This window comes from Chitinophaga parva (genome assembly GCF_003071345.1).
Taxonomy (GTDB): Bacteria; Bacteroidota; Bacteroidia; order Chitinophagales; family Chitinophagaceae; genus Chitinophaga; species Chitinophaga parva.
Genome location: NZ_QCYK01000002.1, coordinates 1,648,751 through 1,666,462, shown reverse-complemented (window position 1 = coordinate 1,666,462; position 17,712 = coordinate 1,648,751). Strand labels below are relative to the sequence as shown.

Below are 17,712 nucleotides of genomic sequence, written 5' to 3'. Positions count from 1 at the left end.
TACAACTGGATACATGGTGATGAAAAAAGGCTCCCCGCGTGGGAGCCTTTGCTATGTAATGAAGTCTTGTTCTTATTTTGCCAGCGCCTGCAGGTGCGCGGCCAGTTTATTTACCGCGGCTGCGGCCACGGCTACCTGCTGTTCTGCTTCTTTCCATTGCCTTTGCTCAATGGCTTCCCGCACACCGGGCAGGGTTTTTACCCCATAACCGGTATAATAACCGGGTGCATAAATGGTATGCTTAAACCAGGCCCGTTTGGGCAGGCCATCCACTACCAGCAATTGTTGTTCGGCGCGGTACAGGCCTTCGTTAAAAGCGGCATCACCCGCTCCGGTGGCTTGTTTTGCGGCAACAGCATCCGCCGCCTTCTGTAACGCCACCAGTGCATTCTGCAAAGGTGCAAAATCCACGTACGGCACTTCTGCCCTTACCGGGGGTGCCTGCATGGAATCGCGGGGATTGAGGGCCAGGGCATAATCACCGGCGTTAATGATCTTGTTTTCCACTTCCGTATTGGTACGCTGTGCTTCCGTGGCGCTCATCAGGTCGTCCAGGTAGGCACTGATGGTTTTATACAACGCCCTGAAGTCGAATGGCACACTAACGGCGTCGGCTATACGCAGCGTAATATGGCCGGCGGCCTGGGCCAGCGCCCGCTGGTATTGGAAACCCGGGTCTTTGAAGCGCACAAAATCATCGTACGAATCGTAGATGGAGTGGTATTCGCCACCGGCATCCTCCCCGCCAAAACCCAGGTTGAGCGAGGGAATACCTGCATGCTGCAGGAAGGGGGAGTAATCAGAACCGGAGCCCAGGGCCCCGATCTTCAGGGTGCTGGTTTCCAGCAGTTCCTTCTTCGCCTTTGCAGATGCAGCATCTACCACCTCCTTTGCACGGGCCCGCTCCCAGAGCGATACACGGGTTTCGGGATCGGAAATGCCCTTCATCACTTCGTTTACCATGGGCTGCAGTGCATGCGAACCGGCTGCCTCAAAAAAGCCGCGCCCATTGTTATCGGTGTTTACATAGGCCACTGCCTTTTGTTGCAATTCCGCCCCATGTGTTTCCACCCATTCTGTAGAGCCCAGCAAACCCGGCTCCTCCCCGTCCCAGGCGCAGTACACCAGGGTACGCGCGGGGCGGTAGCCTTGTTTGGCCAGCTCCCCGATAGCCTTTGCTTCTTCCATCATCACGGAGAGGCCGCTTACGGGATCGGAGGCGCCGTTCACCCACGCATCGTGGTGGTTGCCGCGCACCACCCATTCATCGGGATACTGGGCGCTCTTGAAAGTGGCGATCACGTCATACGCGGGCTTCAGGCCCCAGTCAAATGCCAGTGCCAGGTGCACCCGGGCGCCGTTGCCCCCCACGTGGTAAGTAACAGGCAGCGCGCCCCGCCAAGCGGCGGGTACCACCGGGCCTTCCAGGGCTGCCAGTAAGGGCTGCGCGTCTTTATAACTGATGGGTAGCACGGGGATCTTTAACAGGTTGGGCGCCTGGGTACGGTCCAGGCGTTTGGCGTGCGCTGTAGCGCCTACATTAGGGGTCAATGGATCACCGGGATATACCACGAAGTCCATTACGGAGCCACGCTGCACGCCGTTTTCATTCTTGAAAGGGCCTTTGGGGTATACGTCGCCCTGGTAGTAGCCATCGTCGAACGGATCGGCATATATGATGCAGCCAATGGCGCCGTGCTCCTGGGCCACCTTGGGCTTTATGCCCCTCCAGGCCTTGCCATAGCGGGCTATTACGATCTTTCCTTTTACACTGATGCCTTTACGGTCCAGCCATTCATAATCATCCGGCAGGCCATAGTTCACGTACACCAACTGGCCCGTTACGTCCCCATCCGCGCTCCAGCAATTGTAAGTGGGCAGTTGTCCCTCCTGCCCGCTGGTGGCGTCTGCCGGCAGGGCGGGCTCTTTCAGGCTGGCTTTGTAAGTGGAAGATCCTACCAGCTCCAGCACCCTGCTTTTCGGTGTGGAAAACAGTACCTGGAAGGTCTCTATGCTGGCATCCCAACCATAGCTTTTGAATTGCTCGCGGATGTTTTCCGCTACGGCCTTGCCCCGGGCGGAGCCCATGTGATGGGGAAAGGCGGAGAACTCCCTGATATTGGCGCCAATGTGCTCCGCACTTAGTTGCTGGTCAAAACGGTCTTCCCAGGCCAACTGGCGGGTTGCGGCCGTATCAGTAAAGCCCAGGATCCTGTGCTGGGCCAGGGCGGGCGCTGCGCAGCAAAGCAGGCCGGCCAGTAAACTTCCGGGTAAGGTCTTTTTCATGTAATGCGTTTAAAACAAACCGCCAGGGTGGTAAGCAGGCAGGGTGATCTTTGGTTGAGCTGGTTCAAATATAAATTTCCAGAACACAATTTCCAACATCAAAACGGTTACGCATATAATTCCGGCGCGGGTATAACGGCTGCAGTTAAACTACGGTGGGGCTTGGCATGAAAAATGTGAAGTTATTTCCCTGCCGCAATAGTGCCACACTTTGCTGCTGCCAATTCCAGTCATGAGGCCGCTTTTTTAATTATGCCTGCCGTAACCCGGCGCAGCAAGGATTTCAACTATGATTTGCTTACCTTGTTGCGCATCCGCAAGGGAGTTAACTACCCGGAGGCATTGGCCTTACCATTGGCAGTAAGATCGTAGCGCTCATAACGGTTCCATCGCTGCTACCAGGGCCCTGGCGCCGGGAGCGCTTTCATTGTAACATTACCCGTAACCTAAATTGACGTACCTGTTTTTTATGAGTAAGAAGATCAATATACTGCTGGCAGACGACGATGTGGAAGACCGTTTTATTATCGGCGATGCGTTTGAAACCATTGGCCTGGCGGACTGCATACAGTTTGTGGAAGATGGGGAAAAAGTACTTTCCTACCTGGGCACCATCGATACGCCGGAACCCTTGCCCAACCTGGTGATCCTGGATCTGAACATGCCCAAACTGAATGGCACCCAAACTTTGAAATTACTGAAAGAAGACCAGCGTTACAGCGATATTCCCGTGATCATTTTTTCCACTTCGCTCAATGAACTGGAAATGCAGGAATGCATGCACCTGGGTGCAAATTCCTACGTGATAAAACCGGTAACATTTGATGAATGCATTGATACGGCGCGGAGGTTTTATAATTTCTGTAAAGGCACTTACCAGTTTCCGTCTGTGCAGTGAAAGTTATTTTATAGCGCAAAAGAAAAGGCGAGGCGGTGAAGGGCTTCGCCTTTTTTATGCGGAGGCTACAAATAAAAAAAGGGCGGCCCGGGAGGAGCCGCCCCAAAAGACATACGCTTGCGCGCTGTCAACTATTTATGCTCATCAGAGAAAGAATACGGGAAGTCCGTGGCTTTGATACCACGCGTCTTATTAGGCGTAGCGCTCATTTTCACGTCCAGCACCGCACCCTTCATCAGGGAGCTGTAATCGAGGTAATTTTTCGTATAGTCAGCACCGTTATATTTCAATGTGTTGATATAACGGTTTGCTTCACTGTTTTCAGGTGCATTGATCACCACTTTTTTGCCGTTTTCCAGCGTAATGGTCATTTTCTTAAACAGTGGCGCTCCCATTACGTACTGGCCGCTGCCGGGGCATACCGGGTAGAAGCCCATGGCGGAGAATACATACCAGGCGGAGGTTTGGCCGTTATCTTCGTCGCCGCAGTAGCCATCCGGGTGCGCAGCATACAGGCGGTTCATCACTTCGCGGCTCCAGTACTGGGCTTTCCAGGGCTCTCCGGCAAAGTTGTACAGGTAGATCATGTGCTGGATGGGCTGGTTGCCATGCGCATACTGGCCCATGTTCATGATCTGCATTTCACGGATCTCGTGGATCACGCCACCATAGTAGCTATCGTCATACACCGGTGGCATGGCAAATACGGAGTCCAGCATTTTCACAAACATCTCGCGGCCACCCATGAGGTTCTGCAGGGCCTTGATGTCGTGGAACACGCTCCAGCTATAGTGCCAGCTGTTACCTTCTGTAAAGGCATCGCCCCATTTGAAAGGATTGAAAGGTTTTTCAAAGCTGCCGTCGCGGTTCTTGCCACGCATCAGTTTTGTTTCCGGGTCAAAGAGGTTGCGGAAATTCTGGGAACGTTTTTTATACAGGTCAATGTCTGCCTGGGGGCGTTTCAACGCCACTGCCAGTTTGTAAATGCACCAGTCGTCATAGGCATATTCCAGCGTACGGGCGGCATTTTCATTGATACCTGCATCGTAGGGCACATAACCCAGGGTATTGTAATATTTCACACCGGCACGGCCTACGGAGGTCAGCGGCCCCTCGTTTTCGGAGCTGTGCACCACGCCATCCCACAGGGTATTCACGTCAAAGTTGCGGCCACCCAGCAGGTAAGCATCTGCAATGAGCGATGCGGAGTTGGAGCCCACCATGCAGTCGCGGTGGCCAGGGCTGGCCCATTCCGGCAGGAAGCCACTTTCCTTATAGGCATTGGCCAGGCCTTCCATGATATGGCCGTTCATGGTGGGGTTCAGGAGGTTCAGCAGGGGGAATACGGCGCGGAAGGTATCCCAGAAGCCGTTGTCCGTAAACATGTAGCCGGGCAATACTTTACCGTTGTAAGGGCTGTAGTGCACCACTTTGCCATTCGCATCGATCTCGTAGAACTTGCGGGGGAACAGCATGGCGCGGTAAAGGCAGGAGTAGAAGGTAGCGGTTTGGTCGGCCGAACCGCCTTCTGCTTTTACGCGCAGCAGTTCCTTGTTCCATGCGGCTTTTGCTTTTGCCTTAACCGTATCAAAATTATCGTTGCCGATCTCTTTCAGGTTGAGCAGCGCCTGTTCAGGGCTGATGAAGGAAGAGGCCACGCGGGCGTACACCTGCTCCCCTTTCTTTGTTTTGAAACCGATCACGGCGCCCACATGTTTGTCGCTGGCTTCTTTGCCACCGCGGGTCAGCACGGTATCGCTAAAGGTGGAAGTGCTGGTGAAAGGCTTGTCAAATACGATAACGAAGTAGTCCTTGAAATTAGACGGTACGCCGCCGCTGTTCTTGGTGCTGTAACCAATGATCTTGTTCTCTTCGGGGATCACTTTGATGTAGGAACCTTTGTCCAGCGCATCGATCACGACGAAGGAACTATCCGTTTGCGGGAAAGTGAAGCGGAAACCTGCGGCGCGCTCGGTGGGCGTGATCTCGGTGGTCACGTCGTGCTCCGCCAGGTACACGCTGTAATAGTAAGGTTTGGCCACTTCGGCTTTGTGGGAGAACCAGCTGGCGCGGTCGTCCTGGTTAAATTTCAGGGAGCCGGTCACGGGCATCAGCACAAACTGGCCGTAGTCGTTGATCCACGGGCTGGGCTGGTGGGTCTGCTTAAAGCCGCGGATCTTCCGGGCATCATAAGTGTAGAACCATCCGTCGCCCATCTTGCCGGTCTGGGGGGCCCAGAAGTTCATGCCCCAGGGCGTAGCCACCGCGGGGTAGGTATTGCCGGTAGACAATGCGTAGTCAGACTGCGTACCCATGAGGGGATTGATCCATTCCACCGGATCGTTCACCTGGTTCACGGTCTGTGCGGAAGCGGCCATCGCGGCCATTCCCAGCAGGGATAAAAAAATTTTCTTCATACAGCATTTTTAATGGCGTAGGCAGCAATACGTATAACCTGTTGTCGGTGTTGCTACAAACGGGAATTATTAAACGGTTTATTGTACTTAATCGATTTAGCAAAATAAACATTCCTTCCCGAATATGCAAAATGATTGTGGAGAACGGTGGCAGAGGCTGGGAAATGGGATGTTTTCAAAAGAAACGCCTCCTGCAAAAATGCAAAAGGCGTTGAAGGTTTACAACAAAAAAGACTTGCATCAGCGCCAACTACTGGCTGCGCCTACGATGGCAGACTTTTCACCGAGTGTGGCGCACTTGATGGGCAGCGTGATATTATGTTTAGCCAGTTCGGCTGTCAGTGATTTTTCAAACAGGGGCAATGCATTGGCTACGTTGCCACCCAGGATAATGATCTCCGGTTTATCCATCTCCACAAAGGACGCAAGGAAGATACCGAGGTTGGTGCCAAATTCATCAAAGACCTGCTGTGCCAGCGGATTCCCGGGCAATATCTCGCTAAGTTCTTTTACATCCTTCACGGTTTTGCCACTTAGTGCTGCATAACGTTTTACAAACCAGCGGGTGGAAATATATGCTTCCGCAATGCTGTCTTTGAAAGGCGCTTTCCAGAGGTCTGCGTCTTCTGCAACTCCATCCAGTACGCGGGAACTACCCAGGCCGGTGCCAAGGGTAAGGCCAATGGCGCGGTGGAAGCCCTTTGCAGCGCCGCCAAATACTTCTCCCTGCAGGAAGGAGGCCGCATCGTTTATCATATGAATGTTCTCAACGGGTATGTGGCATTCGTTCGCCAGCAGTTCTTTCACATTGAGGCCATAGAGCGCATCGTACTTGTTCTGATCTTTCATCAGGGAAATACCGGCTTCATAGTCGAACGGACCGGGCATGGCAAGCGCCAGTTTTTGCTGGGCAGGCTTAAAGGTGTTAAAGATCTCTGTGATCACCACACACCATTCACGGACAATCGCATCCGCTTCACCCATGGAATTTACACGCGCTCTACGCCAGGACGCTTCTACCACTTCCCGGGTATCCAGGTCCACCAGGGCAGCGGTGATGTGTGAACCACCGATATCGATGCCCAATACTACATTGCTCATTCAATGAAAAATTTTTAGGTCCATATTTATTGGCCATTCATCCGCCGGGGGAAGGCGCCAAATCATCATAATGTGAAATTTATTATTCCCCTTTCTCCGATCAGCTAAATCGTTTTACCAAAGAGCGCTAAGTTATGGCTTTTTTTGAAAAATCCTACGGAAAGTAAATTTCACCGGTTGTTTGTTTTTTGTGGTGGATTGTGCGGCAATGCAGGTGGGGAGGCTATTTGATTTCCGTCCGTGTTTTCTTTGTACCAGGCCTTCACATCGTGCATGAAAAAAGCCCGGGTTTCCCCGGGCTCTCCTATTTTAAACCAAGTGCCTGTCATCGCTCCTTCAGTGCCCCCGCGGGTGCTCCGCCCGGCTGTGCGTCTTGCAGGGAGCCGCTTTGCAGGCCCGCTCCTTTATTATATGCAACGATCACCTGCGCCAGGTTCACCGTGCTGCTGTCCTGCTTTAACAGTTGCTGTGAAAGCGCATCATTATCCTTTAAATACTCCGCCAATTGATGCCGGAATTTAAACTCATCATCCGCCAGGGCCATGTAAGTATAATCACCTTCCTTGCGCAGCAGATAACACCCCACCGTGGCGATCATCCCACTTTTAGCAGCAGTAAGCGGCCGGGGTTGGTTCACCTCCCGGTACACGCAGTACAGCTTTACCGGTCCATCCACCAGCAGTTCTGCAAAAGCCCTGCGGGCGTGGTTTCTCCAAAGGCTGGACTGCCAGTGCACGTCTTCCAGTACCACAAAATTGCGGTTGTTATAACTAAAGCCATTACACTGGTCCACTACGATGCGGCTTTCCCTGCCACCCGGTTCCGCGCGGAAGTAAAAGTGATCATAATTGCTTTCATTGAAATAAATGAAGCCTGCCACCTTATTGTTCCCGGCATCCAGATAATAGCCCGGGAAATATTTATCCTTGCCCTGTACAAGATTGCCCACCAGGACAAACAATAATAAGAGCAGGGTGGAACGTCTGGTCATATAATCAATAATTTATATGCAAAATAATTTAAATTTAACATACTTTATTGATCTTGAAGGATTTTTTTGCGGGGCAAAGCGGGGCTGGGTATGCGGTGGTACGCGGCGCAGGCTGGTTGCAACGGGTTTTCCCAGGATGTAGATCAAGGCGGGGCTATGCGGCAAGCAAGCCCACTATGCTACGCCTCGCAGGTTGGCCGTGGAGGGCCTTTCCGGTGGCCAAAGCCCATTACGCAACGCGCCGCAGCAACGGCCGGTCCCAGTTGATACTGGCTGCCAGCCGGTAACAGGCGTACGTAAGCAAGGGCGCCGTCAGTACATCCATGGTATAGTGCACGTGCTGCACCAGCAGCAATGCCGCCACCACGGCGGCTATCCCGCCAACCACCCATTTTTCCCACCGGCCCGGCAGGCAATAGGCCAGCAAACACACCGTGGCGGTATGGCCGGAATAAAAAAGGTCTTTCGTGATAAAACCGGCTTTCCCATAGAACTGGTTAGACAAGGGGTCTTTCAGCTGGATAAGATCCAGCGGCGGGTTGAGGGCCACCAGGTAAATGGTGATAATACGGGAAAGGCAAACGAACAGGAAGCCATACAGCAGGCGCACAAAGACTTCCGGCTGACGGCTGGCCTGGTAAAGCGTATAACCGGCACTGAGCCAGATCAGCAAAAAGATGGGCACAGATACATCTGAGGCAGGAACCACCTGCAATACAAAATCGTGCAGCACATAGCCGTTGCGCATTTCAATGCGCTGGAAAAACGCAGGCAGGTATGAAAGCACGCCAATGAGCGCCACCACACCGCCTATCACCCGGCGCTTGAATGCGGGGATCTGCCAGTTGGCCTTCCAGGGATGCTGCATGGCATAGGTCAGGCTTTGGGCAGGGTCATTTTTCCACTTGACTTCCATCTTGCGATGTTACAAAAAAATTCACGATTTCTTCGCACCTGTTTCATATCTGCAATGCGGGAAAAGTGGTATATATTGGTGCAGGGCGCCTGAAAAGGCACTGCATTTGATGACTGTACAAAACGCTTATGAACCGCACTACCTTCTTAAACGCCCTGCTGGGCCTCTTATGCCTTTTGCCACTGGCTGCCGCCAGGCCGGAAGTGCCGCCGGTAAAGGATTTTGAAACACAATGGACGCGCCGCTCCTATCCCCTGCTGGCCGGCTTTGCCGCCCAGGGATCGCTGGAAGACGCATTGCAACAGGATTCCAGCCTGCACCTGCTTTCCATGATGCGGGCAGGTACCGCCCGCGCAGCGGCCAATGACTGTAAAGACATGGCCTGCATGGTAAAGCCCCTGCAATGGAACGTAGCCGACGCCGACCATGCCGCCGCTGCCCTGGTAGCCCTGCTCGCGACCAACCCCGACCTGCAATCCCTGGTGCGGCAGCTGCGCACGCAACATGCCTACCCGCTCTTTGAGCCCTTCAGCGATGCGGATTATCTTCGCAAAGCCTGGCTGGAAGCGGTGCGCGGGCAGAACTACGTGCTCTCCACCTACCTGCTGGGCACTGCGCCCCGCTACGCTAAAATAGACAGCCTCAGCATACGGCCCGCGGATCACAGCAGCCAGCAGAAGGTGCGCCGCCTTATTAAAGCCGCTACGCGTAAAGCAGGCGCGCCTTTTTACCAGCTGTCTCTTTCGGTGTGCACAGGCGCCCTGGAAATGAACGGGCGTAATGAAGCCGTGCGTTATGAACCGCTTACCGCTGGCAGCAACCGCGCACCTTACGAGGCGCTGGCGGAGGTAAAATGGACCGATTATCCCTACAGTGCCATCGTGGTGCCCGGCCTTGGCCCCGAAACGCTGAGCACCAGCCTGGATTCTAACGGCGCCAAACGCTGTATGCTGGCCGCTGCCAGCTACCGGAAACACCAGGCGCCTTACATCATTGTATCCGGCGGTCACGTGCATCCTTACAAAACGCCGTATGCAGAAGCCGTGGAAATGAAAAAGTTCATGGTGGGAAAACTAGGCATTCCCGATGCAGCGGTGATCATAGAGCCCTATGCACGCCATACCACCACGAACCTGCGCAACGCAGCCCGCATTTACTACCGCTTTAACATGCCTGCTGACAAGCCCCTGCTCATTGTAAGCGATGCCTTGCAGTCGCTGTACATTGGCAGCGCTATGATGGCGAAGCGCTGTAAAGATGAATTGGGGTATGTACCTTTTGATGCCCTGCACAAAGCAGGTAAAGAAGAAACAGCATGCGTTCCGCTGCGCACTGCGATGCAGCCGGACCCGCTGGATCCGCTGGACCCTTGACAAAAAAATTCCAATATCCATCCCAGGCATAAAAACAAAGTCCAATGCACAAAACGTGTATTGGACTTCTTATTAGTACGAAGCAGGATATCTTCGTTTAAAAGCTGGAAATCATTTACAACAGGATGCCTGCAATGGTAGCAGACAAGTAAGACGCCAGTGTACCGCACAGCAGCGCTTTCAATCCCAGCTTTGCCAGGTCTGCCTTGCGTTCCGGCGCTATCTCACCAATGCCGCCTATCTGCATGCCCACGCTGCTGAAGTTGGCAAAGCCGCAGATGGCAATGCTTACGATCAGCAGGCCTCTTTCCGTTACCACCGGCTGGATGTGGGTGGTAAGATCCCGGAAAGCCACAAATTCGTTGATGGTCAGTTTTTCACCGAGCAGGGTGGCTACGCTGTGCACATCCTGCTGGGGTACGCCCATAGACCAGGCCATGGGGTAAAACAGGTTACCGAAAATATAATTCAGGCTGAGATCAAAACCAGGATTGAAACGGTGGCCTATCCACAGCAGCACATAGTTCAGCAGTGCTATCACGGCCAGGAAACCGATCAGCATGGCGATCACGTTCATGGCTATCTTAAAACCATCACCGGCACCATGGGAGATGGCGTCGATCACATTGGTGTAGTTGCTTTTCACTTCCAGTTTTACACGGCCCATGGTCTGGCTTACCTCTGTTTCCGGGAAAACGATCTTGGCAATCACCAGTGCGCCGGGAGCCGCCATCAGGCTGGCGGTGATCAGTTTGGGCGCCAGGTCCATGCCGGCTTGCGCGCCCATGTTGGCATACACCACCAGGATACCGCCTGCTATACAGGCCAGGCTTCCGCTCATGGAGGCCAGCAGCTCACTGTTGGTCATGCCCTTGAGGTAAGGCCGGATCATCACCTGGGCTTCTACCTGGCCCACAAAAGCGGAGGCCACGTTGCTCAGCGCTTCCGCGCCGCTCACCCGCATTACCCAGTTCATGGCGCGGGCTATTACCGCCACTACGCGCTGCATAACGCCAAAGTGATAAAAAATAGCCACCAGCGCGCACACGAGCACAATGGTAGCCGTTACGTTAAACGCAAATACAAAACCCGATGCAGCTGTGCCGTAGTTGTCTACCTTACCATCGGGCGTAAACACCCCGATGCCGCCATACACAAAGGATGCTCCCTGGTGGGCAAACTGCTCGATCTTGCCCATGCCACGGCCCAACCACTGGAAAAACAGGGTCACGGGGGGTACCTTAAATACTAATAATGCGATAACTACCTGCAGCGCCATACCGCTGAATACCAGGCGAAAATTGATCTTCTTCCGGTTGTTGGAGCATAAATAGGCTATTCCTAAAATAAGGACAATGCCGACCAATCCCTGAAAACGTCCCATAAGCGCTTAAAATCGTGAATTACAAGCGATGAAGATAGGATTTTTTTGAAACCCTGCGCAAATGCATTCCTCACTATTCCGTGTTATGGCACGCGGCACGGACGCCCGGCCCGGCGGGCATCTTTCACTACATCCTTTTCTCCTCCGTGCCGATCAGGATGGCCCAGGGCTCCAGCTCCTCCACTTTTTCACTGATGATGCGGATAATGGCCGTAAGCGGGATAAACAGGAACATACCCGGCACGCCCCAAACCAGGTGGCCGGTGAGCACTGCCACGATGGTCACCAGGGGATTGATCTTTACCCGGCCGCCCACAATGCGGGGCAGGATAATGTTCGCATCGATAAAATGCGCCACGATCATTACGATGGCGATGGTCACCGCCTGGCTGCCGCTGCCGCCCGCGTAAGTGATTAACATGCTAAACGCCATGGCGGTATAAATGCCCAGGTAGGGGATGATATTGAGCACGGCCGCCATCACGGCTATGAGCACGGCGTACTTGATGCCGAATATTTCCAGGGCAATGAGGATCAGCACAAAGAGGATCACCATTTCAGACAACAGGCCCAGGATGTAACTGTTAATGAGCGTACGCACGCTGAACACCACTTCCTGTACTTTGGCGCGGTGGTCGCGGTTTACCAGCGATATCACGAAGTTCATCAGCAGGCGCCGGTGATCTAAAATGAAGTAGATAAAAATAAGGAAGAAGACAAACAGCACTACTGTTTGCAGCACGCCTACAAACGTGGTGCCGATGGAATTGGCCACACCCCCCATCAGGCCGTTCACGGATTTATTGATGTATTCCGTTTGCTGGGCATCGTCCAGGTGGTAGTGATCGCCCAGCCAGTCCTTCACGTCTGCCAGGGAAGCCGTGATGCGGGTTTGCAACTGGGGCAGGTCTTTTGACAGATGCACTACCTGCCGGCTGATGATAAACACCAGGGAGCCAATGAACAGCACAAAAGAAAGCAAAGCCGTTACGGAAGCCAGCGGGCGGGGGAAGCGGAACCTTGTTTCCAGCACCAGCGCCAGCGGGTATAGTAAAAAGGAGATCAGCAAGGCAAAAAACAAGGGGATCAAAATGGTTTTGCCCAGGTACATGAACAATAGCGTGAGCGCTACTGCATGCAGTATCAGGGCCAGCCGGGCATAGAAAGCAAGTTTTACGGATTTCATCTGTTGAGCTACTTGAGTAAATGCGTTATCAAATTCGCGGCCAAAAGATGCCAGTCCTGCCACGCTTTACCGCGCTGTGCTATCCCTCGCTACCAGCAGGGGTTCCAGCACGATCCGTTCCGGCGTGCCAGCGGGCTTGCCCTTTTGCTGCAGTACTTTGAGGAACAGCGCAGCCGCCTCCTCCCCCATGCGTACCGTTTGCTGGTCAATGGAACTGAGCGCCGGTGTTACCAGGCTGCCAAAGGCTTCATTGGCAAAACCGATCACCCCCACTTCCTTAGGCACCTTTATTTTATTGCGTTTCAGCGCCTGCAGCACCCCCATGGCCGTATAATCTTCCACGGCAAATACGGCATCAAACGCCAGCCCCTGGTCCAGGAAACTTTGCGCAGTGGCATCGCCAAACTCCAGCGACAGCGCGCCCCGCACAATGTACTGCTCATCTATCGGCAGGTGATGATCGCGCAGGGCGGCCTTGTAGCCCTCCAGGCGGTCTGTGAAAATAGCCAGGTCCTGGTGGGTGTTGATGTGTACAATGCGTTTATAGCCCTGGTCTATCAGGTGTTTGGTGGCCATGTAGCCCCCCTTGAAATCGTCTATCACCACGGCCGGCACTTCCAGGCCGTTGATAGCCCGGTCAAAGAACAGGAGCGGGATGCCCCGCTTGCGGATCTCTGCAAAGTGCGGCATTTCCCGGGTTTCCTGCGTAATGGATGCAATGATGCCATCCACGCGGCTTTGCAGGAAAGTATCAATGCCGCGGGCTTCGTGGTCTGCCTGCTCATTGCTTTGATATAAAAGGATATTATACTCGTTCTCATTCATCACGCGCTCTATGCCATGCACTACAGAACTGAAGAAGCTCAGTTGCAGGTTAGGCACGATAACGCCAATGATATGCGTGCGGCCGGAACGCAGGGATGCCGCTACCTTGTTCTGCCGGTAACCCAGGCGGGTGGCGGTTTCCCGCACGGCTTTCTTGGTAGCGTCGCTAATGGCCGGATGATCATTCAGGGCCCTGGCCACGGTTGAAAAAGAAATATTCAACTTGGCCGCTATATCTTCTATGGTGATCCTTTTCATGAATAACTCCGTGGAAATTGGATGTAGATCGCGTAAGTGTCCTGACGACGCCGGCGAACCTGGTGATGCAAAACTGATCGCTAAATAACAAAACATTCCCCGCATTTTGCGATTTGGACAATAAATCCTATTTTTATGCCAACGTTGGCATAAACCAATTCCATTCCCGTTATGTTGCTTTTAGGTATAGATGTAGGCACCTCCTCTGTTAAGGTATCTGTGGCAGATGCCGCCACCCGCAAGGTACTGGCCACGGCGCAGTATCCTGATGCAGAAACACCCATAGACGCGCCCCAGCCCGGCTGGGCGGAGCAGGCCCCGGACCAGTGGTGGCTGCATGTGCAGCAGGCCATCCTCCGTGCCCATGCTACCGGTGCATACAACCCGCAGGATATTGCGGCCATTGGCATTGCTTACCAGATGCATGGCCTGGTGATGGTGAATGAACAGCAGGAAGTACTGCGCCCCGCCATTATCTGGTGCGACAGCCGCGCGGTGGAACTGGGGGAACAGGCGTTCCGGGCCATCGGCACGGAAAAATGCCTGCAGGAACTGCTCAACTCCCCCGGCAACTTTACTGCCGCCAAACTGGCCTGGGTAAAGGCCCACGAGCCGGCTACCTATGCTAAGGCGTATACGATCATGCTGCCCGGCGACTTCATTGCCATGCGCCTCACCGGAGAGATCACCACCAGCATTGCCGCGCTTTCTGAAGGCATTTTCTGGGACTTTAAAAAACAGGAGCTCTCTAAAGATGTATTGAACTATTTTGGTTTTGATGCATCGCTCCTACCGCAGGTGCTGCCGGTGTTTGCCGTGCACGGGCAGGTGGGCCCGCAGGTGGCTGCCGCCCTGCAATTGCGCCCCGGCACCCTGGTGACCTACAAAGCAGGCGACCAACCTAATAATGCGCTTTCCCTCAACGTGCTGCAACCCGGTGAAGTAGCCGCTACCGCGGGCACCTCCGGCGTGATCTACGGCGTGAGTGACCAGCTGGTATATGATCCTTCTTCCCGCATTAACACCTTTGCGCATGTAAATCATAGCAATGCCGCACAACGGCTGGGTGTACTGCTTTGCATCAACGGCACCGGCATCCTGAACCGGTGGGTGCGCGATGTGTTTGGCAAAGCGCTCAGCTACCCGCAAATGAATGCGGAAGCAGGCACAGCTCCCGCCGGCAGCGCGGGTTTGCGCATCCTGCCGTTTGGTAATGGCGCGGAGCGGATGCTGCAAAACAAACTCATTGGCACCCAGTTGCTGAATATAGACCTGAACCTGCACACCCGTGCACACGTATTGCGCGCAGCGCAGGAAGGCATTGCCTTTTCCTTCCGCTACGGGCTGGATATTATGCGTAGCAACGGTATGAGCCCCGCAGTGATCAGGGCCGGGCAGGCCAATCTGTTTCTCAGTGAGCTGTTCTCCCAAACTTTTGTAAACATCACCGGGGTACCGGTGGAGCTTTACCAGAATGATGGCAGCACCGGTGCGGCGCTGGGTGCAGGGATAGGGCTACAGGTATTCAGCGCGGAAGATGCGTTTGAGCACATAGCACCGCTGAAGACCATTGCACCCCAACATAGCACAGCGCTGGAAGATGCTTACCAGGACTGGCTTTCTTTACTTAACAAACAACTACATTCCACACTATAAATTTTGTAATCATGGCAAACATTGTGCTTGGCAACAAAGAATTTTTCAAAGGCATCGGACAAATAAAATACGAAGGCCCGCAGTCTGACAACCCGCTGGCTTACCGCTGGTACGACGAGCACCGTGTGATTGCCGGCAAAACCATGAAAGAACATTTCCGCTTTGCGGTGGCTTACTGGCACTCCTTCTGCGGCAATGGCGGCGATCCCTTTGGCGGCCCTACCCATATCTTTCCCTGGGATGAAAAATCAGACGCGGTAGAACGCGCCAAGGACAAGATGGATGCGGCTTTCGAGTTCTTTACAAAGATCGGTTTCCCTTACTACTGCTTCCACGATGTAGACGTAGTGGACTATAGCAATGACGTGGCAGACAATGAAAAACGCCTGCAGGCCCTCACGGAATATGCCAAACAGAAACAAGCTGCCAGCGGTGTAAAACTGCTTTGGGGCACCGCAAACCTCTTCAGCCACCGCCGCTACATGAACGGCGCGGCTACCAACCCTGACTTTGCGGTGCTGGCACACGCCGGCGCCCAGGTAAAAGCCGCGCTGGATGCTACTATTGCACTGGGTGGTGAGAACTACGTGTTCTGGGGTGGCCGTGAAGGTTATATGACCCTGCTCAATACCAACATGAAGCGCGAACAGGAGCACCTGGCCCGCTTCCTGCATATGGCAAAGGATTATGCGCGCAGCCAGGGTTTCAAGGGCACTTTCTTCATTGAGCCTAAACCCTGCGAGCCCACCAAACATCAATATGATTACGATGCGGCCACCGTGATCAGCTTCCTCCGCCAGTACGACCTGCTGGGCGACTTTAAACTGAACCTGGAAGTGAACCACGCCACCCTGGCCGGCCACACTTTCCAGCACGAGCTGCAAGTGGCCGTGGATGCGGGTTTGCTGGGCTCCATGGATGCAAACCGTGGCGACTACCAGAACGGCTGGGACACGGACCAGTTCCCAACCAACCTGAATGAGATCACCGAAGCCATGCTCATCATCCTTGAAGGTGGTGGCTTCCAGGGCGGTGGCATTAACTTCGATGCGAAGATCCGCCGCAACTCTACGGATCCGGCAGACCTGTTCTATGCCCACATTGGTGGCGCGGACACCTTTGCCCGCAGCCTCATTGCGGCAGATAACATCCTGCAGCATTCCGATTATAAAAAACTGCGTGCAGACCGTTATGCGTCTTACAACAGCGGCAAAGGCCAGGAATTTGAAGCCGGCAAATTAAGCCTGCAGGACCTGCGCAACATTGCAGCTGCCAGCGGTGAGCCTGCCGTGACCAGCGGCCGCCAGGAATACATTGAAAACCTGATCAACCGTTTCATTTAATTTTCAATTTATTTCCAGGACGCAGTAATACGGGTTCCTAACTGTAAAATCCAATCCTGGAATACCAAAAGTCCCGGTGCACGAAATGTGGGCCGGGACTTATTTTTAAAAGTCCCTCCGGACAGCCACCATCAACCGGTTCCAGTTATTGATCGTGATAATCGCCATCAATAGTTCCGCAGCACCACTTTCTCCAAACGCATTCACTACCGCGGCATAAGCAGCATCGCTCACGCCCCCTTCGCTGATATGCGTCACCTCGTCTGTAAAGGCAAGGGCTGCGCGTTCTGCTGCTGTGAAGTGGGCATGCGCCTCGTGCCAGGTATTTACCAGCACCAGGCTACGGGCAGGCACTCCCATCTCCAGGGCGCGCACCGCATGCATGTCCAGGCAGAAACCACATTGATTCAGTTGGGATGCGCGTATGAACACCAGTTCCTGCAGCGATGGGGGAATGCTGGTAATGGCCAGGTAACCTTTCAGCTTATACATGGCATCAAAAATGCCCGGCTGTACTTTCGCGAGATCCATTCGTTGAGACATAGCTGTAATTTTTATCTATTCCGGTTTCATACGGGTGCTCACACCAATACGGTTCCAGGCATTGATGGTCACGATGGCCATCAGCAGTTGCGCCGTTGTTGCTTCCCCAAAAACGGCCATGGCTTTGTTGTAGGTATCATCACTTACGCCCTGCTTGCTGATCAGCGTCACTTCCTCGGTGAGGGCCAGGATGGTGCGCTCTGCCTCGGTGAACTGGGGCGATTCCCTCCACACGGCTATGAGGTTAATGCGTTGTTCTGTTTCGCCCAGCCTGCGGGCATCCTGTGTGTGCGCATTCACACAATAGGCGCACCCATTGATCTGGGATGCGCGGATCTTGATCAGTTCCTTGTGCAGGGGATCTATCCCGGTAGTAGACAGGTATTTTTCCAGTGCCGCCATGGCCTGGTAAGCGGCGGGTTGTACGGCTCCTACATTTAATCTTTCGGACATAACTTTTGTTTTTTGAGCGGTACAAAGTTATTGCCGGCTTGGACTATCTTTGTAGTCCAGCAAATCTAAAACAAGTAGTCCA

At 53.8% G+C, this 17,712-nt stretch carries 14 protein-coding genes; 4 read left to right on the top strand and 10 right to left on the bottom strand.

All coding sequences use genetic code 11. The features are described from left to right. Positions 1-72: 72 nt before the first annotated feature. Positions 73-2,286 (bottom strand): transferrin receptor-like dimerization domain-containing protein, encoded by a 2,214-nt coding sequence (locus DCC81_RS17050; RefSeq protein WP_108687790.1) that lies wholly within the window; start codon positions 2,284-2,286, stop codon positions 73-75. A 469-nt stretch (positions 2,287-2,755) separates the two neighbouring features. On the opposite strand from DCC81_RS17050, the gene DCC81_RS17045 reads away from it, so the two are divergent. Next, positions 2,756-3,184, top strand: coding sequence for a response regulator (locus tag DCC81_RS17045; protein WP_133177694.1), 429 nt, complete (start codon positions 2,756-2,758; stop codon positions 3,182-3,184). Between the two features lie 131 nt (positions 3,185-3,315). Here DCC81_RS17045 and DCC81_RS17040 read toward each other — a convergent pair whose 3' ends face one another. From DCC81_RS17040 to DCC81_RS17025, 4 genes are all read right to left on the bottom strand, one after another. Then, positions 3,316-5,601: a GH92 family glycosyl hydrolase gene (locus tag DCC81_RS17040; RefSeq protein WP_108687788.1), complete on the bottom strand. Its 2,286-nt coding sequence runs from the start codon at positions 5,599-5,601 to the stop codon at positions 3,316-3,318. A 240-nt stretch (positions 5,602-5,841) separates the two neighbouring features. Next, the gene (locus tag DCC81_RS17035; protein WP_108687787.1) at positions 5,842-6,702 is read right to left on the bottom strand and encodes an ROK family protein; all 861 of its coding nucleotides are present in this window, start codon (positions 6,700-6,702) and stop codon (positions 5,842-5,844) included. Positions 6,703-7,027: 325 nt separating this feature from the next. Further along, the gene (locus tag DCC81_RS17030; protein ID WP_108687786.1) at positions 7,028-7,693 is read right to left on the bottom strand and encodes a hypothetical protein; all 666 of its coding nucleotides are present in this window, start codon (positions 7,691-7,693) and stop codon (positions 7,028-7,030) included. A gap of 229 nt (positions 7,694-7,922) precedes the next feature. Next, entirely contained in the window at positions 7,923-8,609 is a 687-nt protein-coding gene (locus tag DCC81_RS17025; RefSeq protein ID WP_108687785.1) for a phosphatase PAP2-related protein, read from the bottom strand. A gap of 128 nt (positions 8,610-8,737) precedes the next feature. Between DCC81_RS17025 and DCC81_RS17020 the strand changes: the two genes are divergently transcribed. Beyond that, positions 8,738-9,982 (top strand): YdcF family protein, encoded by a 1,245-nt coding sequence (locus DCC81_RS17020; protein WP_108687784.1) that lies wholly within the window; start codon positions 8,738-8,740, stop codon positions 9,980-9,982. Between the two features lie 115 nt (positions 9,983-10,097). Here the strand turns inward: DCC81_RS17020 and DCC81_RS17015 are convergent, their stop codons facing one another. The 3 genes from DCC81_RS17015 to DCC81_RS17005 form a co-directional block, all read right to left on the bottom strand. Continuing rightward, complete coding sequence (locus tag DCC81_RS17015) at positions 10,098-11,366, bottom strand: NupC/NupG family nucleoside CNT transporter (protein WP_108687783.1); 1,269 nt, start codon at positions 11,364-11,366, stop codon at positions 10,098-10,100. A gap of 127 nt (positions 11,367-11,493) precedes the next feature. Continuing rightward, entirely contained in the window at positions 11,494-12,552 is a 1,059-nt protein-coding gene (locus DCC81_RS17010; protein WP_108687782.1) for an AI-2E family transporter, read from the bottom strand. A 66-nt stretch (positions 12,553-12,618) separates the two neighbouring features. Continuing rightward, the gene (locus DCC81_RS17005; RefSeq protein WP_108687781.1) at positions 12,619-13,635 is read right to left on the bottom strand and encodes a LacI family DNA-binding transcriptional regulator; all 1,017 of its coding nucleotides are present in this window, start codon (positions 13,633-13,635) and stop codon (positions 12,619-12,621) included. A 171-nt stretch (positions 13,636-13,806) separates the two neighbouring features. Here DCC81_RS17005 and DCC81_RS17000 point away from each other — a divergent pair, with 171 nt between their 5' ends. Together DCC81_RS17000 and xylA are read left to right on the top strand one after the other, a co-directional pair. Further along, positions 13,807-15,291, top strand: coding sequence for a xylulokinase (locus DCC81_RS17000; protein WP_108687780.1), 1,485 nt, complete (start codon positions 13,807-13,809; stop codon positions 15,289-15,291). Positions 15,292-15,302: 11 nt separating this feature from the next. Then, complete coding sequence (gene xylA / locus DCC81_RS16995; RefSeq protein WP_108687779.1) at positions 15,303-16,634, top strand: xylose isomerase; 1,332 nt, start codon at positions 15,303-15,305, stop codon at positions 16,632-16,634. A gap of 105 nt (positions 16,635-16,739) precedes the next feature. Here xylA and DCC81_RS16990 read toward each other — a convergent pair whose 3' ends face one another. After that, complete coding sequence (locus DCC81_RS16990; protein ID WP_108687778.1) at positions 16,740-17,177, bottom strand: carboxymuconolactone decarboxylase family protein; 438 nt, start codon at positions 17,175-17,177, stop codon at positions 16,740-16,742. Between the two features lie 15 nt (positions 17,178-17,192). Beyond that, positions 17,193-17,630: a carboxymuconolactone decarboxylase family protein gene (locus DCC81_RS16985; RefSeq protein ID WP_108687777.1), complete on the bottom strand. Its 438-nt coding sequence runs from the start codon at positions 17,628-17,630 to the stop codon at positions 17,193-17,195. Positions 17,631-17,712: the final 82 nt, after the last annotated feature.